The sequence below is a fragment of the Acidisoma sp. genome (assembly GCF_035492295.1).
Classification (GTDB): domain Bacteria; phylum Pseudomonadota; class Alphaproteobacteria; order Acetobacterales; family Acetobacteraceae; genus Acidisoma.
Window position 1 is genome coordinate 24489 of sequence record NZ_DATJJK010000177.1, and the last position, 22392, is coordinate 46880.

Annotated in this window: 23 protein-coding genes; 13 read left to right on the forward strand and 10 right to left on the reverse strand. The window is 65.5% G+C overall.

What is annotated here, in order from left to right:
- Nucleotides 1-217: 217 nt before the first annotated feature.
- From VL752_RS12915 to dapF, 4 genes are read right to left on the reverse strand one after another with little or no spacing between them, the layout of a single operon-like run.
- Nucleotides 218-772, reverse strand: a complete 555-nt coding sequence (locus VL752_RS12915; RefSeq protein WP_325355845.1) for a septation protein A — start codon at nucleotides 770-772, stop codon at nucleotides 218-220.
- A complete protein-coding gene (gene ftsY / locus VL752_RS12920) occupies nucleotides 769-1785 on the reverse strand; it encodes a signal recognition particle-docking protein FtsY (RefSeq protein WP_325355847.1) in 1017 nt (338 codons plus the stop codon). Before ftsY ends, VL752_RS12915 begins: the two co-directional genes overlap by 4 nt.
- Nucleotides 1782-3029 (reverse strand): tRNA (N(6)-L-threonylcarbamoyladenosine(37)-C(2))-methylthiotransferase MtaB, encoded by a 1248-nt coding sequence (gene mtaB / locus VL752_RS12925; RefSeq protein ID WP_325355849.1) that lies wholly within the window; start codon nucleotides 3027-3029, stop codon nucleotides 1782-1784. The genes ftsY and mtaB overlap by 4 nt, the downstream gene beginning before the upstream one ends.
- On the reverse strand, nucleotides 3026-3856 hold the full coding sequence (dapF, locus tag VL752_RS12930; protein ID WP_325355851.1) for a diaminopimelate epimerase: 831 nt from the start codon (nucleotides 3854-3856) through the stop codon (nucleotides 3026-3028). The genes mtaB and dapF overlap by 4 nt, the downstream gene beginning before the upstream one ends.
- Before the next feature lie 90 nt (nucleotides 3857-3946).
- Between dapF and VL752_RS12935 the strand changes: the two genes are divergently transcribed.
- On the forward strand, nucleotides 3947-5995 hold the full coding sequence (locus tag VL752_RS12935; RefSeq protein WP_325355853.1) for a prolyl oligopeptidase family serine peptidase: 2049 nt from the start codon (nucleotides 3947-3949) through the stop codon (nucleotides 5993-5995).
- A gap of 112 nt (nucleotides 5996-6107) precedes the next feature.
- On the opposite strand, the gene VL752_RS12940 is transcribed toward VL752_RS12935, so the two are convergent.
- The 3 genes from VL752_RS12940 to VL752_RS12950 form a co-directional block, all read right to left on the reverse strand.
- A complete protein-coding gene (locus VL752_RS12940; RefSeq protein WP_325355855.1) occupies nucleotides 6108-6770 on the reverse strand; it encodes an MgtC/SapB family protein in 663 nt (220 codons plus the stop codon).
- Nucleotides 6771-6934: 164 nt separating this feature from the next.
- On the reverse strand, nucleotides 6935-7675 hold the full coding sequence (locus VL752_RS12945) for a GAF domain-containing protein (RefSeq protein ID WP_325355856.1): 741 nt from the start codon (nucleotides 7673-7675) through the stop codon (nucleotides 6935-6937).
- 200 nt (nucleotides 7676-7875) lie between these two features.
- Nucleotides 7876-9024 (reverse strand): SMP-30/gluconolactonase/LRE family protein, encoded by a 1149-nt coding sequence (locus VL752_RS12950; protein WP_325355858.1) that lies wholly within the window; start codon nucleotides 9022-9024, stop codon nucleotides 7876-7878.
- A 449-nt stretch (nucleotides 9025-9473) separates the two neighbouring features.
- On the opposite strand from VL752_RS12950, the gene ffh reads away from it, so the two are divergent.
- From ffh to VL752_RS13005, 11 genes are all read left to right on the forward strand, one after another.
- Nucleotides 9474-10847 carry a signal recognition particle protein gene (ffh, locus tag VL752_RS12955; RefSeq protein WP_325355860.1) on the forward strand — a complete coding sequence of 458 codons (1374 nt, stop codon included), beginning with the start codon at nucleotides 9474-9476 and terminating at the stop codon, nucleotides 10845-10847.
- A gap of 60 nt (nucleotides 10848-10907) precedes the next feature.
- Nucleotides 10908-11264: a 30S ribosomal protein S16 gene (gene rpsP, locus VL752_RS12960; RefSeq protein WP_325355862.1), complete on the forward strand. Its 357-nt coding sequence runs from the start codon at nucleotides 10908-10910 to the stop codon at nucleotides 11262-11264.
- 110 nt (nucleotides 11265-11374) lie between these two features.
- Nucleotides 11375-11902, forward strand: coding sequence for a ribosome maturation factor RimM (gene rimM, locus VL752_RS12965; RefSeq protein ID WP_325355864.1), 528 nt, complete (start codon nucleotides 11375-11377; stop codon nucleotides 11900-11902).
- Nucleotides 11892-12596, forward strand: a complete 705-nt coding sequence (gene trmD, locus VL752_RS12970; protein WP_325355866.1) for a tRNA (guanosine(37)-N1)-methyltransferase TrmD — start codon at nucleotides 11892-11894, stop codon at nucleotides 12594-12596. The genes rimM and trmD overlap by 11 nt, the downstream gene beginning before the upstream one ends.
- Before the next feature lie 89 nt (nucleotides 12597-12685).
- On the forward strand, nucleotides 12686-13102 hold the full coding sequence (gene rplS, locus VL752_RS12975) for a 50S ribosomal protein L19 (protein WP_325355868.1): 417 nt from the start codon (nucleotides 12686-12688) through the stop codon (nucleotides 13100-13102).
- A gap of 190 nt (nucleotides 13103-13292) precedes the next feature.
- Nucleotides 13293-13595 (forward strand): HU family DNA-binding protein, encoded by a 303-nt coding sequence (locus VL752_RS12980; RefSeq protein WP_325355870.1) that lies wholly within the window; start codon nucleotides 13293-13295, stop codon nucleotides 13593-13595.
- A gap of 290 nt (nucleotides 13596-13885) precedes the next feature.
- On the forward strand, nucleotides 13886-14155 hold the full coding sequence (locus VL752_RS12985) for a metal-sensitive transcriptional regulator (protein ID WP_325355872.1): 270 nt from the start codon (nucleotides 13886-13888) through the stop codon (nucleotides 14153-14155).
- 8 nt (nucleotides 14156-14163) lie between these two features.
- Nucleotides 14164-15459, forward strand: a complete 1296-nt coding sequence (locus VL752_RS12990; RefSeq protein ID WP_325355874.1) for a hypothetical protein — start codon at nucleotides 14164-14166, stop codon at nucleotides 15457-15459.
- Nucleotides 15460-15544: 85 nt separating this feature from the next.
- Nucleotides 15545-16507, forward strand: a complete 963-nt coding sequence (gene mdh, locus VL752_RS12995) for a malate dehydrogenase (protein WP_325355876.1) — start codon at nucleotides 15545-15547, stop codon at nucleotides 16505-16507.
- A 41-nt stretch (nucleotides 16508-16548) separates the two neighbouring features.
- Entirely contained in the window at nucleotides 16549-16992 is a 444-nt protein-coding gene (locus tag VL752_RS13000; RefSeq protein ID WP_325355878.1) for a DUF2141 domain-containing protein, read from the forward strand.
- 158 nt (nucleotides 16993-17150) lie between these two features.
- Nucleotides 17151-18377: an MFS transporter gene (locus VL752_RS13005; RefSeq protein WP_325355880.1), complete on the forward strand. Its 1227-nt coding sequence runs from the start codon at nucleotides 17151-17153 to the stop codon at nucleotides 18375-18377.
- Between the two features lie 6 nt (nucleotides 18378-18383).
- Here the strand turns inward: VL752_RS13005 and VL752_RS13010 are convergent, their stop codons facing one another.
- From VL752_RS13010 to VL752_RS13020, 3 genes are all read right to left on the reverse strand, one after another.
- Nucleotides 18384-18917: a hypothetical protein gene (locus tag VL752_RS13010; RefSeq protein ID WP_325355882.1), complete on the reverse strand. Its 534-nt coding sequence runs from the start codon at nucleotides 18915-18917 to the stop codon at nucleotides 18384-18386.
- A 79-nt stretch (nucleotides 18918-18996) separates the two neighbouring features.
- Complete coding sequence (locus VL752_RS13015; protein ID WP_325355885.1) at nucleotides 18997-19878, reverse strand: OmpA family protein; 882 nt, start codon at nucleotides 19876-19878, stop codon at nucleotides 18997-18999.
- Nucleotides 19879-19988: 110 nt separating this feature from the next.
- On the reverse strand, nucleotides 19989-20939 hold the full coding sequence (locus tag VL752_RS13020; RefSeq protein WP_325355887.1) for a chromate resistance protein ChrB domain-containing protein: 951 nt from the start codon (nucleotides 20937-20939) through the stop codon (nucleotides 19989-19991).
- An 81-nt stretch (nucleotides 20940-21020) separates the two neighbouring features.
- Here VL752_RS13020 and VL752_RS13025 point away from each other — a divergent pair, with 81 nt between their 5' ends.
- On the forward strand, nucleotides 21021-22316 hold the full coding sequence (locus VL752_RS13025) for a cytochrome c3 family protein (RefSeq protein ID WP_325355889.1): 1296 nt from the start codon (nucleotides 21021-21023) through the stop codon (nucleotides 22314-22316).
- Nucleotides 22317-22392 lie beyond the last annotated feature (76 nt).

Here is a 22392-nt window from a genome sequence, read left to right on the forward strand (position 1 = left end):
CGGGCGTGGCACAAGCGCATCGGAGGACGGCGTCTGTTCCGTGGCGGCACACCATGAATGGTAGGTTGCCTGCCGCGCCGCATAGCTGTTGCGGCGATGAGGGGAGAATGGGTTTTCTGTCTCAGAGCGCAAGCCGAAAAGTGCGAAGCGGTTTTCGGAGAAATTGCGCGACAAAACAAAAGACTAGAGCTGATCGCGCGGTCAGGCGCGATCAGCTCTAGTTTTTCTTTTCTTCGTCCTGGCCATGGCGCAACACCAGTGGCGTTTGCGCCAGCGCGAAGAGCAGGATCAGCGGCAGAATGACCCAGACCTTGAAGTCCACCCAGAGAGCGGTGGAAAGATTGCGCCACACCGCTTCGTTGAGCGCCGCCAGCGCGAGAAAGAAAACCGCCCAGCGCAGGGTCAGCTTGCGCCAGCCTATCTCATCCAGTTCAAAGGCTTGGGCGAAAACATATTTGAGGAACAGGCGGCCGCTGGCCAGCCCCCCCACCAGGATCACGGCGAAGAAGACATACAGCACCGTGACCTTCATTTTCAGGAAGGTCTCGTTCTGCAGATAAAGCGTCAGGCCGCCAAAGACCATCACCAACAGGGCGGTGAAGAGCGGCATGGGCGATAACTTGCGCTCGATCCACCAGCCCGCGACCAGCGCCACGGCGATGGCGGCCATGAAGGCGCCGGTGGCGGCGAAGAAGCCGCCCCATTTGAAGGCTGCAAAAAAAATGAGCAGCGGACCAAGGTCCAGCAACAGACGACGCAATTGGGGGTTCATGCCTCTTCTCCTGCAACATCTGGCCCGGGGGCATCCCCGGGCGCGCTTGGTCGCGCGCCCGTCCTCGGCTGCGCCTCGGACCCCGTAAGCGCGCGGGCGAATGCCCTGGGGTCAAAGGCCTGCAGGTCGTCTTCGCCTTCGCCCACGCCCAGATAGTGCACTGGCAGGCCAAAGCGCGCCGCCAGCGCCACCAGGATGCCGCCCCGGGCGGTGCCGTCCAGCTTGGTCATCACCAGGCCGGTGAGGGGAACCGACTGGCCGAAGACGTCCACCTGCGAAATGGCGTTCTGGCCGGTGGTGGCGTCCAGTACCAGCAGCACGGCATGGGGCGCGGCGGGATCGAGCTTCTTGACGACGCGGGCGATCTTCTCCAGTTCGGCCATCAGCCCGGCCTTGTTCTGCAGGCGGCCCGCCGTGTCGATCAAGAGCACGTCGCTGCCGTTCGCCCGCGCTTTCTCCAGCGCCTCGAAGGCCAGGCCGGCGGCGTCGCCGCCCTGTTTGCCGGAAACGAAGGCGGCGCCGGTGCGCCGGGCCCAGACGCCCAACTGTTCGATGGCGGCGGCGCGGAAGGTATCGCCTGCCGCCAGCGTCACTTTCGCCCCGCCCGAGATCAGCCGCTTGGCCATCTTGCCGATGGTGGTGGTCTTGCCCGCGCCGTTGACGCCGGCCACCAGCACCACGAAGGGCCGCTTGCTGTCGTCGGCCACCAGGGGTTTGGCCACCGGCGCCAGGATGCGGGCGATTTCTTCCGCCAGCAGGGTACGCAGTTCGTCGCCGGAAATATCGGTCTCGTAGCGGCCCTTGGCGATGGCGGTGGTGATCGCCCTGGCCTGGGCGCCGCCCAGATCGGCGCGGATCAACGCCTCTTCCAGCTCGGCCAGGGTGGCGGCGTCCAGCTTCTTGCGGGTGAAAAGCCCGACTAGGCTGTCGGAGAGGCCGCCTTTCTTGGCCAAGCCCAGCTTGAGGCGCTCGAAGAATGTGGGCGGGGGCGGCGGCTCGCCGAAGGTCCTCATGCCGCCTCCGCGGTCAGCGTGTCGCCGGCGACGCCGGTGAGGCGGACGCGCACGAACGTGCCGTGCGGCACGCCATCGAGCTTCGCGGGGGTGAAACAGGGCATGCGGCCGATGCCGCCGCGTTCCATCAGCAACTGCGTCTGGTGGCCCACCAGCGATTGCAGGTGGCGCGCCTTCGCGGCGGCCCCGGCGGCGCGCAGGCGGCTCGCCCGTTCCTTGATGACCGCGCCGGACACGGGCGGCATTTTCGCCGCCGGTGTGCCGGGGCGGGGGCTGAAGGGAAAGACATGCAGGAAGCTGAAGCCCGCCTCATCGACCAGGCGCAGCGTGTTCTCGAACATGGCGTCGCTCTCGGTGGGAAAGCCGGCGATCAGGTCGGCGCCGAAGACGGCATCGGGACGAAGGCTGCGCACCCGTGCGACGAAGGCCAGCGTGTCGGCGCGTGTGTGGCGGCGCTTCATGCGCTTGAGGATCAGATCGTCGCCCGACTGCGCCGATAGATGGAAATGCGGCATCAGCCTTTCTTCCTCGGCGATCAGGCGCAGCAAGGTCTCATCCGCCTCGATGGAATCGATCGACGATAGCCGCAGGCGTTTCAGCCCCGGCACCAGCGTCAGCAGCTTTTGCGCCAGCGTCCCCAGGGTCGGGTTCCCGGGCAGGTCGCCGCCATAAGAGGTGAGATCGACGCCGGTGAGCACGATCTCGGCGAAGCCCAGATCGGTCAGGCGGCGCGCTTCGCCGACCACCGCGCCCAGCCCGACGCTGCGCGAAGGGCCGCGGCCATACGGAATGACACAGAACGTGCAGCGATGGTCGCAGCCGGTCTGCACCGCCAGGAAAGCGCGGGTATGGCCTTCGAAGTGGTCGACGAATTGGGGCGCGGTTTCACGTACGGCCATGATGTCGTTGACGGCCAGGCGCGGCAGCGCACCCTGGCCGAAGACGGCATAGGTATCGGCTTGCAGCTTTTCGGCATTGCCGATCACGGCATCGACTTCCGCCATGGCGGCGTAGGTTTCCGGCTGAATCTGCGCTGCGCAGCCGGTGACCAGGATACGGGCGTCGGGCCGTTCGCGCCGGATGCGGCGGATGGCCTGGCGCGACTGGCGCACCGCTTCCGCCGTGACGGCGCAGGTATTGACCACCACGGCACCCTGCAACTGCACCTCGGCGGCGCGGGCCTTGATGGCCTCGCTCTCATAGGCGTTGAGGCGGCAGCCGAATGTCAGGACCTCAATGCTCATCCGAACTTCGTCAAATCCACCTGGCCGCGATAAACCAGGGTGCTGGGCCCGGTCATGATCACATGGCCGTCATTTTCCCGCCACGCGATCTGAAGCGAGCCGCCGTCCAGCACGATTTCGGCCTTGCGGCCGCTCTTGCCCAGGCGTGCCGCCGCCACCAATGCGGCGCAAGCGCCGGTGCCGCAAGCCAGCGTGATGCCGATGCCGCGCTCCCATACCCGCATGCGCAGCCGGTTTTCGCTTATCACGCTGACGAATTCGACATTGGTGCGGGCGGGAAACAGCGTGTGGGTCTCGATCTTCGGCCCCAGCACCGCCACCGGGGCCTTTTCGGCGTCGGGCACGAAGAGGATGCAATGGGGATTGCCCATGGAGGCAGCGCTGACCGCCAGCGCCTGGCCGTCCAGCGGCAGCATGAAGCTGCGTGTGTCCTGCGCCTCGGCCAGGGGAATCTCGTTCCATTCCAGCCGGGCCGGGCCCATGTCGGCTTCCACCAGGCCCTTGCCGGCGTCGCGGCAGGCGAGCAGACCGGCGCGGCTGGCAAGGCGCACACTGGTGAGGCCGCGTTCGTCCATCAGCAGCCGCGCGACGCAGCGTGTGGCGTTGCCGCAGGATTCGATCTCGCCGCCATCGGCGTTGATGAAACGCAGAGACGCGTCGGCCTCGGCGCTGCCGGGGCCGATAATCACCACCGTGTCGCAGCCGATGCCGAAGCGGCGGTCGGCCAGACCACGGGCCTGTGCCGGCGTCAGCGCGAGGGCAGCGTCGCGGGCATCGAAAACGACGAAATCGTTGCCCAGGCCGTGCATTTTCAGGAAGGCGGTCATGGGCGGGTATATAGCCTCGCGGGCGACCCTTTGCCATGGACTTTCGGACGGAAAATTCCCAGCATATCCGGCATCTGAAGGGGAACAGTCATGCGCGTCATCATGTGCTTTGCCCTGATGCTGCTGGGAATTGCGGGAGCTGCTGCCGTGCCGTCCGAAAACAATGCGAAAGACCCCTATGCCTGGCTGGAAGACGTGCATGGCGCCAAACCGCTGGCCTGGGTGGCGGCGCAGAACAAGTTGTCGCTGGGCAAGCTGAAGGCCGATCCGCGTTACGACGCCAATTACAGAAGCGTGCTTGCGGTGCTGGATGCGCCCGACCGCATTGCCTATGCCGCTTTGGATCACGGCTTCGCCTACAATTTCTGGCAGGATGCGCGGAACCCGAAAGGCGTGTGGCGGCGTACCAGCATCGCCGATTATCGGAACAAATCCCCGAAATGGGATGTGCTGCTGGACCTGGACGCCCTGGCCAAGAGGGAAAAGGAGAACTGGGTCTGGAAGGGGGCCGAAGTCTCGCCCAGCCAAGGCCGCGCCCTGGTGATGCTGTCGCGCGGCGGCGGCGATGCCGTGGTGGTGCGCGAATTCGATCTCGAGAGCCGCAAGTGGGCGGCGGATGGCTTTTCGTTGCCGGAAGCCAAGACCGACATCACCTGGCTGGACGACGACACCGTGCTGTTCGCCACGGCGAAGGACGGCGCCACCACCTCGGGCTATGGCCGCATCGTGCGGCAATGGAAGCGCGGCACGCCCATCGCCCGCGCCGCGACGCTGTATGAAGGCCGCGCCGAGGATGTCGGGACCTCGCCCGTGGTCTTCCACACGCGCCAGGGCGCGGTGGCGCTGGCGATGCGCTCGGTCAGCTTCTTCCAGACCGAATATTTCCGGCTGGAAAACGGCAAGGCGCGCAAGCTGCCGCTGCCGCTGTCCGCCGATCTCAAGGCGGTGTTCGACGGCGCGTATGTCGCCACCCTGCGCGAGGATTTCGGCGGCTTCAAGAAAGGTTCACTGGTCGCGTTCCGGGAAGGTGCGCCCAATCAGTTGATCCTCGATCCCGGCCCGCGCGCCAGCATCGAAAGCGCCAGCGCCGGCCGCGACACGCTTTACGTCACGGTGACGAAGAACGTCATCGGGGCGGTGCATGCCTTCACCGCCAAAGATGGCGGATGGCCGGACAAGGTGTTGCCATTGCCCGGCAATGGTTCGGCGGAAATCGTCGCGACCAACGATTACGGGCCGGAAGCGCTGTTCGGCTTCGAGAATTATCTGACGCCTTCGACGCTGTATTTCGACGGCGGCAACGACCAGCCCAAGCCGATCAAGGCGCTGCCGCCACGCTTCGATGCCACCGGCATGGTGACGCAGCAGTTCGAGGCGATCAGCAAGGACGGCACCAAAATTCCCTATTTCGTGACCCGGCCCAAGGTCCTGCACGGCCCCGCGCCCACCATTCTGTATGGCTATGGCGGCTTCGAGGTTTCGCTGACGCCGTCCTATTCCGCCAATGCCGGGCGGCTGTGGGTGGGCAAGGGCGGCATCTATGTCGTGGCCAATATCCGGGGCGGTGGCGAGTTCGGACCCGCCTGGCATGAAGCGGCGGAAAAGCTGCATCGCCAGCGTGCCTTCGACGATTTCGCGGCGGTGGCGGACGACCTCATCAAGCGCAAGCTGACCACGCCGAAACAACTCGGCATCATGGGCGGCTCCAATGGCGGCCTGCTGGTCTCCACGGTGATGACGCAGATACCCGAGAAACTTGGCGCGGTGGTCTGCCAGGTGCCGCTGATCGACATGCTCGCCTACACCCATATCGGCGCGGGCGCTTCCTGGATCGGCGAATATGGCGATCCCGCCAACCCGAAGGAGCGAGCCGCCATCCTCGCCTATTCGCCGTACCAGAATGTGAAGAAAAACGTGAAATACCCGCCGGTCTTCTTCGTCACCGCCACCAGCGACGACCGGGTCACGCCGGTCCATGCCCGCAAGATGGCGGCCAAGATGGAGGCGCAAGGCCATGAGGTTCTATTCTACGAGAACACCGATGGCGGCCATGCCGCCGCCGCCGACCACCGCCAGGCGGCCGAGATGTGGGCGCTTTCTTACGTCTATCTGGCGCAGAAGCTGGGGTTGCGCGATTAGAGCCCGTCGCGACCTGTTTTAAGACTTGTCATCCCGGAAGTCGCAAAGCGGCTATCGACATTTATCGCTTTCCTCTCCCTCAAGGGGAGAGGAGAAAGTCTGTCGATTGAATCTAACGCACCTCTAACACGCCAGGCAGCGCCGCCAGCCGGGCCGTCATCTTCGCGGCCTGCTGCGGTGGTGTCCGCACCAGGGTGAGGCGGATTTCCTGGCGGCCATCCTCGCCCACGGTGGCGATGTAGCGGCTGATGCGGCGGGCCTGGTAGCCCAGTGCCTCACTGACCATGTCCAGCGACAGCGTGCCCGGCTCGGCGCGGATCACCATCTCATGTGTGTGGGTGCGCCGTTGCAGCCATTCCTCCAGCGGCTTGATGCCTGCCAGGATCACCAGGATGATGACGGTGGCGACCAGCGCGGCGACATAAAGCCCGCCGCCCACCGCCAGGCCGATTGCCGCCACCGTCCAGAGGCTGGCGGCGGTGGTCAGGCCCTTGATCACATCGCCGCGCAGCAGGATCGCGCCCGCCCCCAGGAAGCCGATGCCCGAGACCACCTGGGCGGCGACGCGGCTGGGATCGAGGATGATGTGATAGCCGCCAACGACGTCTGCGAAGCCGAAGGCCGAGACGACCGTGAAAAGGCAGGCGCCGACACAGACCAGCATGTGGGTGCGCAGTCCCGCGGTCCAGGCCAGGCGCTCGCGCTCCGCCCCGATCAGGCTGCCCAGTCCCGCCGCCAGCAACAGCCGCAGCGCCAGGTCCCAGTCGCTCAACATCACCGGCAGTCAACAGCAGGACGGTGCGTCCCGCAAGCGGCGGGTCAGGGCTCGGTCACCACTCGGAAATGCGAGACGATGGCCCCCGGCCGCTCGCTTGCGCTCGCGGCGTTCGGCGCTCAAATCGGTTCACCGGGCCGATTTGCCGGCTCCGCCGTCGCGCCTCACCCCATGGCGTCGCTGATCTGGCGCGAGAGTCTTTCGGTGGCGTTCTCCATCTCGGCCACGATCATCTGGGCGCGCTCGTCGAGCGGCGTCTTGGTCAGCAGCCGCGTCCCCGCCGTCATCGCCATCAGCGTGTTGCGCATGTCATGGCCAAGGCCGGCGCGGAAGGCCTGCTTGAGAGCATCATTCTCCTGCTCCATCGCCTTGAGACGGGCGTGGCTGTCCAGTTCATGGGCGATCAGCCTGGCAAAAAGGTCGAACATGCCCAGCACGCTGGGATTGTTCAGCGTGTTGGGATGCGGGTCGATGGCACAGAGGGTGCCGAAGAAGCGGCCGTCCGTCATCACGATGGGCACGGAGATGTAGCTCTGGAAGCCGTATTTGAGCGGCGTCGGATGCAGGCAGAAATCCGGGCTCTGCGCGACATCGTCGATGGCGACGGCGTGATGATGCTCGCGGATCTCGTTGCAGATGGTGGTGCCGACCTCCAGTTCGTCGCCCGAGGCCAGGCCGAATGCGATGTCGTCCTTGCTGGCCAGGCATATCCAGCGGCTGTCGGTGACGCGGGCGACGGCGGCGAAGCGCAGGCCCGTGGTGCGGCAGACCACTTCCAGGATGGTGGGGATCGCCGCAATGGCGGCGATGGCGTCCAGATCGTCTTGGAAATCGTGCGGCACGGCGGAGCTTTCGGGAAAAGAAAAAGGCCCGGCCAAACTACGCCCGGCCGGGCCTCTTGTCATGGTCGCTTCCGTACCAAAGCCTGTCCGCATTTAGGGCGTTTTCGCGAACGCATTTGAGACGCGAGCCCGGCAGCGTTAGCCGCCGGGCGTTTCTCCGCTTCCGACAGCTTCCTTCCCCCGCGAGCGGAGCGACGAGCGGGGGAAGGTGTCCGCCGGCAGGGCGCGAAGCGCCCGCGAGGCGGACGGATGGGGGTATTAAATCAGAACGGCCCCGCGCCCTGGATGTTGAGGCGCAGCAGATAGATCGACTGGCTGGCGGTCATGAACAGCCAGTCGCGTTTGGGCCCGGCGAAAGTCAGGTTGGCGCAGACTTCCGGCAGGCGGATGCGGCCCAGAAGCTTGCCGTGCGGATTCCACACCGTGACGCCGGAATAGCCCAGCGGCGCGTTGGAAGGCGACCAGACATTGCCCGCCCGGTCCACCCGCATGCCGTCGCTGCCGCAGCGCACACCGTCCACCACGCAATCGGTGAAGGTGCGGATATTCGAGAGCTTGTTGTTGCCCACCACGTCGGCGACGGCGATCTCGCCGCCCCAGAGGAAATAGAGCAGTTTCCAGTCGGGCGAGAAGGCCAGGCCGTTGGGCACCTTGCCGGTGGCGACGACGTCGAGGCGGCCGGACGGGTCCCAGCGATAGATCTGGGTCGGCAGCACCTGCTTGGTGGGGCCGAAAATGCCGACGCCGGTGTTGCCGGGCCTGGGATCGCGCAGGCCGCCGGGGTTGAACGGCCCGGCGCCCAGGTCGGGATGGCCTTCCGACAATTGCCCGCCATAGAGCGGATCGGTGAACCAGATGCCGCCATCGGGATGCACGGCAATGTCGTTGGGCGAGTTCAGCGCCTTGCCCTGGTAATTGTCGGCGATGATGGTCATCGAGCCGTCATGCTCGTAGCGCACGACGCGGCGCGGATCGTCCTGGCAGGAAATCTGGCGGCCCTGAAAGTCGAAGGCATTGCCGTTGGAGTTGAAGCTCTCCTTGCGGTAGGGCGTGACCTGGCCGGTCTCCCAGATATAGCGGTACTGCACCGAGCCCTTGACGTCGCTGAAGACGGCGAAATTCCCCTGTTCGCACCAGGCCGGGCCTTCGGCCCATTGAAAGCCTGTGGCGACGCGGTGGATGGCGGTGAGGCCGACATTGAGATCGCCGAAGGCCGGATCGACGGTGATGATGTCGGGGTCGGGGAACATCACCGGCGGCGCCTCGGGGCCCCATTGGCGTGGCGGATTGGAGATCACGCTGGGCTGGCTGTAGCGCGGCGGCGTCTGGGCCAAGGCGGCGGCGCCAGACAATGTGGGCGCCAGCGCGGCGGCGCCGGCCAGCATGGTGCGGCGTGACAGGTGATCGGTCATGGGTCCCCCAAGGTTTGTTTGTAATGTCAGAGCATTGGAGGGGTAGGGGAGCCTGTCAACCTTACGGCCCTTCGCTTGGGCTCAGGGCGTTCGTCGCTCAAAATGGTCCCCCGGACCATTTTGTTGCCTCCGGCAACCCCTCCTCACCTGTCAATGCGCGAAAATTTGACTTTTAGAGCCGATGGGGCTTTAAACCCGCACATTCCGGACCAGCCACGAGGCTTTCCGGTCCCCCGCCCGGCGCGGGGGATCGCCCCCAGGCAGCGCGTTGCGCCCCCTGGGGCGAAACCACTTGGTTTCGCCACGGAAAGGGGTGCAACCATTTAAGGAGTGCGCCCCCTGGGGCGAAGAGCGTTGGCCGTAGGCCACGAAATGGTCCAGTGGACCATTTCGAGCGATGAGCGCCGCGAGCTTAGGCGAGCGGCGGGGTGACGTTTGGAGATTTGAGTTTGTTTGAATCGCTGCAATCCCGCCTCGGCGGCGTTTTCGACAAGCTTCGCGGGCGCGGCGCGCTCACCGAGGCCGATGTCGATGCCGCGCTGGGCGAAGTGCGCGCCGCCCTGACCGAGGCGGACGTGGCGCTGCCGGTGGTGAAGGATTTCATCGAAAAGGTGCGTCCGCGCGCCATCGGCGAGAACGTCATCCGCTCGGTTTCGCCCGGCCAGCAGGTCATCAAGATCGTCCATGACGTGCTGGTCGAGACGCTGGGCGAGAAGAACGAAGTGCTCGCCATCGGATCGCCGCCCGCGCCCATCCTGATGGTGGGCCTGCAGGGCTCGGGCAAGACCACGACCTCCGCCAAGCTGGCGCTGATGCTGCAGAGCCGCGAGAAGAAGCGCGTGCTGATGGCCTCGCTCGACACCACGCGCCCGGCGGCCATGGAGCAGCTCAAGGTGCTGGGCGAGCAGGCGGGCGTCGCCACCTTGCCGATCATGCCGGGCCAGGGCCCGCTGGACATCGCCAAGCGCGCGATGGCGAGCGCGAAGGTCGGCGGCTATGACGCCCTGATCCTCGACACCGCCGGCCGCCAGCATGTCGACGAGCAGTTGATGGCCGAAGTGGCGGCGGTCAAGGCGCTGGTCTCGCCGCACGAGACCTTGCTGGTGGCCGACAGCCTGACCGGCCAGGACGCCGTCAATATCGCCAAGTCGTTCAACGAACGCGTCGGCGTTTCGGGCATCATCCTCACCCGCGTCGATGGCGATGGCCGCGGCGGCGCGGCGCTGTCGATGCGCTCCGTCACCGGCGCGCCGATCAAGTTCCTGGGCGCCGGCGAAAAGCTCGACGCGCTGGAGCCGTTCTTCCCCGACCGCGTCGCGGGTCGCATCCTCGACATGGGCGACGTGGTCAGCCTGGTCGAACGCGCCGCCGAAACCATCGACAAGGCGCAAGCCGAGAAGATGGCCGCCAAGATGAAGAAGGGCACGTTCGACATGAACGACCTTCAGACTCAATTGAACCAGATGAAGAAGCTGGGCGGCATGAAAGGCGTGCTGGGCATGCTGCCGGGCGTGGGCAAGATCAAGGATCAGCTCGACGCCGCCGGCATCGACGACAAGGTGATTACCCGTCAGGACGCCATCATCAAGTCGATGACGAAGGCCGAGCGCGGCGATCCCGACCTCATCAACGGCTCGCGCAGGAAGCGCATCGCAGCCGGCGCCGGCGTCGAGGTCAGCGAGGTCAACAAGCTTCTGAAGATGCACCGGCAGATGTCGGACATGATGAAGAAAATGGGCAAGGGCGGCCGCATGCCGCAAATGCCCGGTGGCATGGGTGGAATGTTCGGCGGCGGCATGCCGCCGGGGATTCCGCGTCGATAGTAACAACAAGGAAGTTGGATTCCCGCATGCGCGGGAATGACAGTTGAGAAAGGAAGTACAATGGCCTTACGTATTCGTCTTGCCCGCGGCGGCACCAAGAAGCGTCCGCACTACAATATCGTGATCTCCGACTCGCGTAGCCCACGCGATGGCCGCTTCATCGAGAAGATCGGGTTCTACAATCCGCTGCTGCCGTCGGATCACGCCGACCGCATCAAGCTGGACCTGGACAAGGCCAAGGCCTGGGTCGCCAAGGGCGCCGTCGCCACCGACCGCGTCAACAAGTGGCTGGCCGATGCCGGCATCACCAAGAAGCGCGTCCACAACAACCCCAACAAGGCCCAGCCGAGGAAGAAGGCGCAGGAACGCGCCGCCGCCGCCGCCAAGGCCGCGGAAGACGCCGCCGCTCCGGCTTAATCATCTTTCTCTCCATGGGCGGCCTTGAGCCGCCCATCCAGAGCCGCGAGCGCCATTGTTTGTTGCTCTGGATGGCCGGGTCGAGCCCGGCCATGGTGAGTGGAGGGAGAATGACGAAAGACATTCTTCTGGCCGCCGTGATCGGCGCGCAGGGGCTGAAGGGCGCGGTGAAGGTGAAGACTTTCACCGCCGACCCCGACGCGCTCGGCGCCTATGGCGTGCTGCATGACGCATCCGGCAAGACCTATGAGATCACCGCCTTTCGCACGGCAAAACCGGGCGAGGCGGTGATTGCGTTCAAGGGCATCGCCGACCGCGATGCCGCCGAGGCGCTGAAAGGCACCGAGCTGTTCGTGAGGCGGGCCGCGCTGCCCGAAACCGGCGAAGACGAATTCTACCATGCCGACCTGATCGGGCTGGAAGCCTTCGACGCGCACGGCCGCCTGGTCGGCAGGATCGCCGCCATCCACAATTTCGGCGCCGGCGATGTCATCGCCATCCATCGCGCCGATGGCGACGAGGTGCTGCTGGCCTTCAGCCGCGAAACGGTGCCGGAGATCGACATCAAGGGCGGGCGCGTGCGCATCGCGGTGCCCGAAGAAGACGAAGCGGACGGGCCGCATCCCAATGTCGCGTGACTGGTCCGCCACCGTCCTCACGCTGTTCCCGGAGATGTTCCCCGGCCCGCTGGGCATCTCGCTCCCGGGCAAGGCGCTGGAGAAAAATCTCTGGTCGCTGGAGGTGCGCGACATCCGCGAGCATGGCCTGGGCAAGCACCGCACCGTCGATGACAGCCCTGCCGGCGGTGGCCCGGGCATGGTGATGCGGGCCGATGTCGCCGCCGCCGCCATCGACGCGGTGCCGCGTGACGGGCGCCCCCTGATCTATCTGTCACCGCGCGGCGCCCCCCTGACCCAGGCGCGGGTCAGGCAACTGTCTGGGGGGCAGGGGGTCGTCCTGCTCTGTGGCCGCTTCGAGGGGCTGGATGAGCGGGTGATCGGGGCCCGCGGAATTGAGGAAGTCTCCATCGGCGATTTCGTGCTGGCGGGGGGCGAGATCGCCGCCATGGCCCTGATCGAGGCCGCCGTCCGGCTGATCCCCGGTGTCCTGGGCACCCATGCCTCCACCCAGGAAGAGAGCTTCAGTTCCGGGCTGCTGGAATACCCCCAGTTCACCCGCCCCCAGGATTTCGAGGGGCGGGCCATCCCTGAGGTGCTAAATAACGGAAATCACAAGGAAATATCACGCTGGCGGCTGGCCGAGGCCGAACGGCTGACGCGGGCGCGGCGTCCCGACCTCTGGACGGCTTACGAAAAGCCCCGAAAGCCCTAGGAAAGAGGGGCGCTTTCCGCTAATAGGCCCGGCTCGATGTGCTGAACAAGCACATCAAACTAATTCCGAATTGACCGAAAGATACGCCCATGAACCTGCTGCAGACCCTCGAAGCCGAGCAGATGGCCACCCTTCAGACCCAGAAGAAGGCCATGCCCGATTTCCGCCCCGGCGACACCCTCAAGGTGAACGTCAAGGTGGTGGACGTCTCCTTCGACGAGAAGACCAAGCAGAACAAGACCCGCGAACGCATCCAGGCTTTCGAAGGCGTCTGCATCGCCCGCCAGGGTTCGGGCCTGAACGAGGCTTTCACCGTGCGCAAGCTTTCCTATGGCGAGGGCGTGGAGCGCGTCTTCCCGATCCACTCGCCGCTGGTCGATTCCGTTGCCGTGGTCCGCAAGGGCAAGGTGCGCCGCGCCAAGCTCTATTACCTGCGCGGCCGCACCGGCAAGGCGGCCCGCATCGCCGAGCGTACCGACAGCGCCGGTCCCGAAGCCGCCGCTTAAGTCCTGTTTTTCCGCGCCCCGGCGGCGCGGGGCGGCCGGAAAAGCCCAAAAATCGGGCTTTTCCCGTATTTCCCCCGGAACATGCAAAGAAAGCCCGATTTTTCGGGCTTTTTTTGTTTTGTCATCTCCGTACATGCCGGAAATGCCGTAAAATCGGGCTTATCGTTGATTCGTTAAGAGGGACCATCCCATGGCAACCAAAGCCGCCGCAAAGACTGAAACCGTCTCCACCCGCCAGCTCGCCGGCCAGATCGCCGAGAAGCACGAGTTCTCCCAGAAGGCCGCCAACGCCATCCTGGAAGACCTGATCACCAACATCACCAAGCATCTGAAGAAGGGCGCCCGCATCCGTCTCAACGGCCTGGGCATCCTGCAGGTCCGCAAGCGCGCCGCCCGCATGGGCCGCAATCCCGCCACCGGCGAAGCCATCAAGATCAAGGCGTCCAAGAAGGTCGCGTTCCGCGCCTCCAAGGAGTTGAAGGAGTCGATCTGACGATCGGTCCTTTTCCAGAAATGAAGAAAGGCCGGAGGTTCGCCTCCGGCCTTTTCTTTTGGGTTGATGAACCCCTCCGCCCTTCGCTGGCCCGCGGCGCGGAAACGCGCCGCATTATCAGCTTAAGATGGCGCCGCTATGCGGCTGGCCAGCTACGGGCCCCTCCCCTTCCTACGTGCTTCGCACGCGAAGGGGAGGCGGGCCATTGCCTTAGCGAATGGTCGCCCGGCGGAATGCCGGGCTCGTGTCCGATTGACGGACTATGCCTATACCCCGTATAGGTATATGGTATGAAAGCCGATCCCAAGCTGCTGCAGCGTCTCTCCCGCATCCAGGGTCAGGTGGGCGGCATTGCCCGCATGGTGGAAGAGGGGCGTTACTGCATCGACATCCTGACCCAGATCCAGGCGGTGAAAGCGGCGCTGCGCAAGGCGGAGGAGGAAATCCTCAAGAGCCATTCCGACCATTGCGTCGCCCATGCCATCCGCAGCGGCGACGAGAAGGATGCGCGCAAGAAATTCGCCGAACTGGTCGAGTTGTTCGGCAAGACGGCCCGCTGAGTGACGCGATGAAGAAATTGCTCGCCTGCCTGCTGCTGTCCGCCACGCCTGCCTTCGCGCAAGACATGGACCACATGAACATGCCCGGCATGAACATGCCCGGCATGGATATGAGCGGCCATGACATGGCGGCGATGGACATGCGCCATGGCATGCACGGTCTCTTTGGCACGTATGGCATGTCGCGCGAGGCTTCGGGCACAAGCTGGCAGCCCGAGGCGCCGCCGCATGACGCCATCCACCTGCCGGACACCGGCGACTGGATGGTGATGCTGCACGCAAAAATGCTGGGCGTGGCCGACAGCCAGAGCGGCCCGCGCGGCGACAGCATGGTGTTTTCTTCCGGCATGCTGATGGCCATGGCCAGCACCGACACCGCCAGCGGCGGCACGCTGGGCCTCAAAGCCATGCTCAGCCTCGATCCCCTGATGGGGCAGCGCGGCTATCCCTTGCTGCTGGCCAGCGGCGAAACCGCCGATGGCGTGACGCATCTGGTGGACCGCCAGCATCCGCACGATCTCTTCATGGAACTGGCCGCCAGCTACAGCCAGCCGCTCTCCACCGACGACAGCGTCTTCGTCTATGGCGGTTATCCCGGCGAGCCGGCGCTGGGCCCGTCCGCCTACATGCACCGCGTCTCGGCCGTGGACAATCCGACGACGCCGCTCAGCCATCACTGGCTGGATTCCACGCACATCGCTTTCGGCGTGGTGACGGCGGGCTTCGTCCATGACGCCTGGAAGGTCGAAGTCTCGCAATTCACCGGCCGCGAGCCCGACCAGTTCCGCTTTGATTTCGACAAGGCGACATTCGATTCCACCGCGGCGCGGCTGTCATGGAATCCCGACCCCAACTGGTCGCTGCAGGTCTCGGCGGGCTGGCTGAAAAGCCCCGAAGTGCTGGAGCCGCTGCTGAACGAGCGCCGCCTCACCGCCAGCGCCACCTGGTTCGACAAATTCGATTTCGGCACGCTGGCCGCCACGCTGGCGCTGGGCAACAAGCATCTTTCCGACGGCACCGACGAAAGCGCGGTGTTGCTGGAAGCTGAATACAAGCCGGACGATGCCTGGACCCTGTTCGCCCGCGCCGAGACCTTCGGCAGCGACGAACTGGTGCCCGAGCCGGGGGTGCGCCAGGCCGGGGAAGTCAGCGCCGGACTGATCCATGACTGGCGGCTGGCCGACCATCTCAAGGCGGGCCTGGGCGGGCTTTACGCCTTCCATTTCGCGCCCCGCTCCACCGCCGCGCCCTATGGCGGCGGGCCGCACGGGGCCATGGCATTCGTCCGGCTGGTGGTGGAATAGCCGCTCTCAATCGGCGCCATTTGCCGTCTTGCCCCATGGGACGTCAGGGTCTAGTTAGCAGCCGCACAATTTTGGAGAATGACCCATGGCGCGCAAGAAAATTGCTCTGATCGGCGGCGGACAGATTGGCGGCACCCTGGCCCATCTGGTGGCCCTGAAAGAGCTGGGCGACGTGGTGATTTTCGACATCGCCGAGGGCCTGCCGCAGGGCAAGGCGCTCGATCTCGCCCAGTCCGGCCCGGTGGACGGCTTCAACGCCAAGCTCAAGGGCACCAACGCCTATGCCGACATCGCCGGCGCCGATGTGGTGATCGTCACCGCCGGCGTGCCGCGCAAGCCGGGCATGAGCCGCGACGATCTTTTGGGCATCAACCTGAAAGTCATGGCCTCGGTGGGCGAGGGCATCAAGGCCAACGCCCCGAACGCCTTCGTGGTCTGCATCACCAATCCGCTCGACGCCATGGTCTGGGCGCTGCAGAAGTTCAGCGGCATTCCCCACAACAAGATCGTCGGCATGGCCGGTGTGCTGGACAGCGCCCGCTTCCGTCACTTCCTGGCCGAAGAGATGAACGTCTCGGTGGAAGACGTCAGCGCCTTCGTGCTGGGCGGCCATGGCGACAGCATGGTGCCGATGCCGCGCTTCTCCACCGTGGCGGGCATCTCGCTGCCGGAACTGGTGAAGATGGGCTGGATCAAACAGGAGCGCCTGGACGAGATCGTCAAGCGCACCGCGAACGGCGGCGCCGAGATCGTCGGCCTGCTCAAGACCGGCTCGGCCTATTACGCCCCGGCGACCAGCGCCATCCAGATGGCCGAGAGCTATCTCAAGGACCAGAAGCGCGTGCTGCCCTGCGCCGTCCATGTCGATGGCGCCTATGGCATTTCCGATCTCTATGTCGGCCTGCCCTGCGTCATCGGCGAGAAGGGCGTGGAGCGCATCGTCGAACTGGAACTCACCGAACCTGAGAAGGCGGCGCTGAACAAGTCGGCTGACGCGGTGAAGGGCCTGATCGCCGCCTGCAAGACTCTGGAACCGAAATTGACTTGATCGGAAGCGCCGGTCCTGCGTTGTTTGCCGTGATGGACCGGATGCGGACACTTCTTCTTGCGGCAGCGCTGCTCACCGTGGCGCTGCCGCAATGCGTTTGGGCGCAATCCGGCCGTGCCCGCCTCACCATCCATGTCCGGGGTGTGCTGGCCAAAGGCGGGCTGGTGCGGCTGGGGCTTTATGACCGCGCTTCCTACGAAAAGGATGGCGAGCCGGTGGCCTTCGCCGACGTACCGGCGAAGGCGGGCGAAACCGTCATCACGCTGGCACCCGTGGCACCCGGCGTCTATGCCATCGAGACCTATCAGGACGTCAATGCCAACGACAAGATGGATCAGACGCTGATCGGCCTGCCGGAGGAGCCTTACGGCTTTTCCCGCGACGCCCGCCCGTTTCTCTCGCGGCCCGGCTTCGACGCGGTGAAGATCACACTGGCGCCGGGCGAGAACAGCCAGACGATCCATCTGCAGAACGCGGGGAAGTAGAAGTTGTCACCCCCCTCTGTCCGCCTCGCGGCGCCCCTGCGCGCGAAGCGCGCAAGAAAGAGGGGCGCCTGCCGGCGGACATCTCCCCCCGCTTGGCGCTTCGCGCCGCAGGGGGAGAAAGCCTGTGCTTCCTGCCAAAGACACGCTATGCAGAACCCGTGAGCGAACCCCCGTCACTTTACCGCGACCGCGACGTCCACTGGTTCGTGGCCTCGCGTTTCTTCTCCACCGCCGCCATGCAGATTCAGTCGGTCGCCATCGGCTGGCAGCTTTACGACATGGTGCATACGCCCCTGGCCCTGGGCCTGGTGGGGCTGTGCCAGTTCCTGCCCATGTTTCTGCTGACGCTGCCGGCGGGCGACATCACCGACCGTCACGACCAGCGCCGCGTCTATACCTGGGCGGCGCGGGTGCTGTCGCTGTGCAGCCTGGTCTTCGCCGTGATGAGCCTGATCCCGGTGCGCGTCGCCTGGCCCTTCTATGCCGTGCTGGTGCTGTTCGGCGCCGGGCGCGGCTTTTCCGGTCCCTCAGGCTCCTCGCTGCTGCCGTTCCTGGTGCCGCCGGAAAAACTGCCCAAGGCCATCGCCTATTCTTCCTCGGCCTTCACCGGGGCGGTGATCGCCGGTCCCGCGCTGGGCGGTTTCCTCTATGCCCTGGGCCACCCCGCCATCGTCTATGGCCTTTGCTTCCTGCTGTTCCAGGCGGCGGCGCTGATCGTCGGCCATCTGGGCGGGCGGCGCTTCGCGCCCGAGCAGTCGCTGGCGTCCCGCTATGAGCGCGTCGCCGAGGGCGTGCGCTTCGTCAAGGCGCGCTCGGTGATCCTGGGCGCCATCAGCCTGGACCTGTTCGCCGTGCTGCTGGGCGGGGCGACGGCGCTGCTGCCGGTCTATGCCCGCGACATCCTGCAAGTGGGGCCGATGGGGCTGGGCGTCCTGCGTGCCGCGCCCGCGGCGGGCGCCTTCCTGATGGCCTTCACGCTGGGCCGCTGGCCGCTCAAGCGCCATGTCGGAGGCCTCATGTTCGCGGTGGTGGCGGCTTTCGGTCTCGCCACCATCGGCTTCGGCCTTTCCACCTGGTTTCCCTTGTCGCTGTTCTGCCTGTTCCTGCTGGGCGCCACCGACATGGTGAGCGTGAATATCCGCAGCACCCTGATCCAGCTGGCGACGCCGGATTTCATGCGCGGACGGGTATCGGCGGTCTCGATGCTGTTCATCGGTGCCTCGAACGAGTTGGGAGAGTTTGAATCCGGCACCACCGCCGCCTGGTTCGGCACCGTGCCGGCCGTGGTGGTGGGCGGCATCGGCACGCTGGTGGTGGTGGCGACGTGGATGAAGCTGTTCCCGGCGTTACGTCGGGTTGACAAGTTCAACGACGTCCACGCCTGACAGGCATCAATAGTTGTAAGTCAGCCGCAGCACCGCGCCGTCCGGCGAGGTGTCCAGCGAGGAATAGATCCGGTACTTGCTGAAGCGCGGCGTGAAGATGGCGGAATAGCCGATTGCCAGGACCGTGCTGGCGGCGGTGTCGTACCAGTGGTGCTTCTTCGCTTCGACGCGGCTGTAGCTGACAAAGCTGCTGGCCGCGAAGGCGGGCAGGCCATACTGCCAGCCATAGCGGGCCCACAGGAAGCTCGATCCGGACGAAGCCAGCGCGCTGGTGTCGGACGGAAAGGACTGGAAGTCGCTGCCGTCCGGGCGCCTTTCCTTGACGATCTGCTTGAGGGCATAGGCCGTGCCCACCGTGGCGATGGTGGTGAGGCCGAGGTCGATCACCCCGTTCCAGTCGTGCTTGTAGGCCGCAATGCCCGCGGCGGTGAGCGGCAGCGCGATGGCGACAGCGGTGCCGGCGGTTTCGGTCGTGTCGGCATAAACCGGCGAGGCGGTCAGCAGCAGCGCCGCGGCCGGGCAAATCCATAATGTTTTCATGGCGTCAGCCTAAAGGGTCGGACCGGCGCCGCAAAGACGGCAAAGCGCGGCTTGGCAATTTGTATGGTGAGAAAATCCGTCAGCTGCGGATATAGACATCGACGCGGTCGGTGGGCCCCGTATCGTCGACGCCGCCCTGGGCATGTACGTCGATGCGCGCCGAATTGACGCCGGCATCGATCAGCACTTGGCGGATGGCCAGCGCCCGCTTGAGCGACAGGCGCCGCGCGTCGGAGCCTTTGTCACCTTTGTTGCCGCCATAAGCCATCAGTTCGACCCGCGACTGTGTCCGGCTCATGCCGTTGTTGAGCTGGCCCGCCAGCAGGCGGATGGAATCCAGGGCGCTGTCGGCCGGGGCGGCGGCGTCGTGGGCGAAAAGGATCACGCCCTGCTTGGCCAGCCCTTCGGTGCCGGGGGCGGAAGACGCAGGCGGAGGCGCCGCCGAGGCGGTCTGTGCCCCCACCGGCGGCGTGGTGGGAATCGTGGACAGCGAGCCGAACAGGCTGGCGGCGCCCGGGCCCCCGACATAAGGGCTGGTGGCGGTGGCGGGCGGCGCGCTCGGGGCCGGCTTGGGCTGGCGGGCCGGCTGGGGCTTGGGCGCGGCGCTGGCGACCTTGGGAACGGGGGCAGGGCGCGGCCGCTCTTCGGCTTTCCGGGGCGCCGGGCGCGGGCTGGCGGCGACAGGGGCGCTGGGGGCGACGCTGGCGGTGCGGCTGTGCCGGGCCGGCATGTGCAGATGGATCGGGCCGGGGGTTTCGCCCGGCTGACGCAGGTTGGGAACCACCCGCATATATTCCCCGCCGGGATAGAGCAGCACCTCGCGGCCCGGCGGAATGGGATGGACCTGAACCTCCAGGCCGGTATCCACCGCCAGGGCCGGGCCGAAAAGGCCGGACAGGGCAAGGCCGGATAGGGCAAGGCAAAGGACGGCCAGCGCGGCGGAGGAGGGGGAACGCATCATCTTGCCCGGATTCGACAAGCAGTCTTAGCGCAGCGGGCGGCCCGGCTCAATTCCAAGGCCTTGGGCAATTTACCAAAAAAGGCAGCCGAGGCCCCGGCGGGATGCCGGGTTCAGGCCGCCTTTCCCGCGCCAAGTTCCTCATAAAGCCCGTCGAACAGCACTCCGCCGCGTCCGATCCGGCCGCTGTCGCCCGGCTGGGTGCGGCAGATATCGTCTATCGCCTCCGCGACCGCCGCGCTTTCGGGACGGCCGAACTTTCCGTCCCGGATGTCGAGGTCGTGGATGATTTCGCCAATGGCGTGCAGCGCCGCGTCGGACGGTCCAAGCCGTTCCAGCAGCACCTCGAAGGAACATTTGTCGCCTTCGTGGGTGAATTCCGCGTCCGCCATATCGAAGCGCAACTCGCCGGGCAGCGGGCGGTAGCGCTTGCCGGCCGTGAATTTGAACACCGCTTCGGGATCGATGAAGCGGCCGATGAGCCAGGCACAGGCGATGCGATCGACATGGATGTTGCGCCGCGTCACCCAGGTGCGGCGGCGCACCGCTTTGCGCTCGGATGGCGCGCCCGGCGGCGTGCCGGTGACGATGGGATCGTGCTCCAGGCGGGAGAGCAGCGCTTCCACCGCCTGGCGGCCCGAAGCCTGGAAGAAATCCAGCGCCCGGATATGCGCCAGGCGCTGGCCCAGCCGCTCCAGCCTGGCGCGGATATCGTCGCCCCGGGAGGGTTTGCGCTTTCCTGTCTGGGCCAGGACGCGCAACTGCTTCTCCAGCGCCGCATAGTCGGCGTTGCGGGCCTTGTTGAAGAGGGCGCGGATTTCGCCGTCAGCCAGGCCTTCAACGAAATGTGCCGATGCCAGCACGGCCTGACCGCGGCCATGCTCGATGTCCCGCCGGATTTTGCCGAAGGCTTCGCGGCTTTCCGGCGTGGCGGGAAGCACATAGGCGCAATTGCGCACCATCACCGCGCCCGCGTCCCGCAGCAGGCGCCAGATCTTCACCCGCAGGTAAGGCGGGCGTGAGGGCAGTTGATGAAACAGCAGCAGCCAGGGCGCGTCGCTCATGATACGAGCATATCATCGATTTGACCGCCGCGAAGCCGCGGATCAAAAGCAGTGTGCCTGCCTTGCGCGCGAGGGTTCACAATGCTGCCGGCCCTGTCTGGAAGTCACAGGTTTGTCGCGGCCCTGGGCATCGCGATCTTCCTGTTGGCATGCGCGGGCGCGGCGCATGCCGTGTTCATGCCGGGCATGGCGGGCGATCCCATCGCCCAGAGCCAGGCCAAGGCGGTGCTGGCGGCGCATTATGTCGGCAGCCAGGCCTGCCAATCCTGCCACCGGGATGAATATGCCCGCTGGTCGAAAACCGCCATGGCGAACATCGTGCAGGACCCGAAGCTGCGGCCCAGCGCCATCATTCCCGATCTCGCCCATGCCGATCCGATGGTGAAATTCACCAAGGACGATGTCGCCTTCACCTATGGCAGCATCTGGAAGCAGCGGTATTTCCACAAGGTCGGTGACGATTATTTCGTCTTTCCGGTGCAGTGGGACGTCATCAACAAGAAGTGGCTGCCGTATCACGTTCCGGACAAGGGCGGCGACTGGTGGGCGCCCTTCTATCCCGATCCGGCGGGAGACAATATGGGCCGCCCCACCGGGCCGCTCTGCGACGGCTGCCACTCGGTCAACTACAATATCGAGACCAAGCAGCCCAGCGAATGGAATGTCGGCTGCGAGATGTGCCATGGCGCGGGCAGCACCCATGTCGCCCACCCGACGCGCGACAATATCCTCAACCCGGCGCGCCAGGACTATGTCCATGCCAGCGACACCTGCATTCAGTGCCACAGCCAGGGCCAGCCGCTGAAGAATCCCATTAACGGCAAATATTACGATTGGGCGGTCGGCTATCATGCCGGCCTCAATCTCAAGGATTTCTGGAAGCTGGAAGAACACAAGCTCGGCGAAACCAACTTCTTCCATTTCGCCGACGGCACCGCCCACAAGAATCGCATGCAGGGCAACGATTTCGTGCAGAGCGTGATGTACACGCGCGGCGTCACCTGCTTCTCGTGTCACGACCCGCACGGCAGCAGCAACCAGGCGATGCTCCGCAAGCCCATCGCGGAAATCTGCAATTCCTGTCATGTGCCGGGCGGCGCGAACGGGCCGCAGGAAACCAGTATCGAGGCGCACACCCATCATCCCGCGGGCAGCGTCGCCAGCCAATGCGTCTCCTGCCACATGCCCAAGATCGAAGCGGAGATTCCCGGCGTGAACGTGGCGGCGCACACCTTCCACTTCATCACGCCCGGCGACACCGAGCGGTTGAAAATTCCCAACGCCTGTAATGGCTGCCACAAGGACAAGGATACCGGCTGGGCCAAGGCGCAACTGGCATCGTGGAACACCCGTTCGCCCTGGCGGGTGGCGCAATAACAATCGTTGGAGCTGGATATGACGCTTGAGATCGATCGCAGGAAGCTGATTGGCGCCGTTGCCATGGCCGGGACGG

Bases quoted from the DNA above. Each gene is read 5' to 3' on its own strand.
- VL752_RS13000 (WP_325355878.1), top strand. From the start codon at position 16,549: ATGCGGACACTTCTTCTTGCGGCAGCGCTGCTCACCGTGGCGCTGCCG.
- ftsY (WP_325355847.1), bottom strand. From the start codon at position 1,785: ATGAGGACCTTCGGCGAGCCGCCGCCCCCGCCCACATTCTTCGAGCGC.
- VL752_RS13015 (WP_325355885.1), bottom strand. From the start codon at position 19,878: ATGATGCGTTCCCCCTCCTCCGCCGCGCTGGCCGTCCTTTGCCTTGCC.
- mdh (WP_325355876.1), top strand. From the start codon at position 15,545: ATGGCGCGCAAGAAAATTGCTCTGATCGGCGGCGGACAGATTGGCGGC.
- VL752_RS12940 (WP_325355855.1), bottom strand. From the start codon at position 6,770: ATGTTGAGCGACTGGGACCTGGCGCTGCGGCTGTTGCTGGCGGCGGGA.
- dapF (WP_325355851.1), bottom strand. From the start codon at position 3,856: ATGACCGCCTTCCTGAAAATGCACGGCCTGGGCAACGATTTCGTCGTT.
- rimM (WP_325355864.1), top strand. From the start codon at position 11,375: ATGACGAAAGACATTCTTCTGGCCGCCGTGATCGGCGCGCAGGGGCTG.
- VL752_RS12980 (WP_325355870.1), top strand. From the start codon at position 13,293: ATGGCAACCAAAGCCGCCGCAAAGACTGAAACCGTCTCCACCCGCCAG.
- VL752_RS12990 (WP_325355874.1), top strand. From the start codon at position 14,164: ATGAAGAAATTGCTCGCCTGCCTGCTGCTGTCCGCCACGCCTGCCTTC.
- VL752_RS12935 (WP_325355853.1), top strand. From the start codon at position 3,947: ATGCGCGTCATCATGTGCTTTGCCCTGATGCTGCTGGGAATTGCGGGA.
- rplS (WP_325355868.1), top strand. From the start codon at position 12,686: ATGAACCTGCTGCAGACCCTCGAAGCCGAGCAGATGGCCACCCTTCAG.
- rpsP (WP_325355862.1), top strand. From the start codon at position 10,908: ATGGCCTTACGTATTCGTCTTGCCCGCGGCGGCACCAAGAAGCGTCCG.
- VL752_RS12945 (WP_325355856.1), bottom strand. From the start codon at position 7,675: ATGACAAGAGGCCCGGCCGGGCGTAGTTTGGCCGGGCCTTTTTCTTTT.
- VL752_RS12985 (WP_325355872.1), top strand. From the start codon at position 13,886: ATGAAAGCCGATCCCAAGCTGCTGCAGCGTCTCTCCCGCATCCAGGGT.
- VL752_RS12915 (WP_325355845.1), bottom strand. From the start codon at position 772: ATGAACCCCCAATTGCGTCGTCTGTTGCTGGACCTTGGTCCGCTGCTC.
- VL752_RS13010 (WP_325355882.1), bottom strand. From the start codon at position 18,917: ATGAAAACATTATGGATTTGCCCGGCCGCGGCGCTGCTGCTGACCGCC.
- mtaB (WP_325355849.1), bottom strand. From the start codon at position 3,029: ATGAGCATTGAGGTCCTGACATTCGGCTGCCGCCTCAACGCCTATGAG.
- trmD (WP_325355866.1), top strand. From the start codon at position 11,892: ATGTCGCGTGACTGGTCCGCCACCGTCCTCACGCTGTTCCCGGAGATG.
- VL752_RS13025 (WP_325355889.1), top strand. From the start codon at position 21,021: ATGCTGCCGGCCCTGTCTGGAAGTCACAGGTTTGTCGCGGCCCTGGGC.
- VL752_RS13020 (WP_325355887.1), bottom strand. From the start codon at position 20,939: ATGAGCGACGCGCCCTGGCTGCTGCTGTTTCATCAACTGCCCTCACGC.
- VL752_RS12950 (WP_325355858.1), bottom strand. From the start codon at position 9,024: ATGACCGATCACCTGTCACGCCGCACCATGCTGGCCGGCGCCGCCGCG.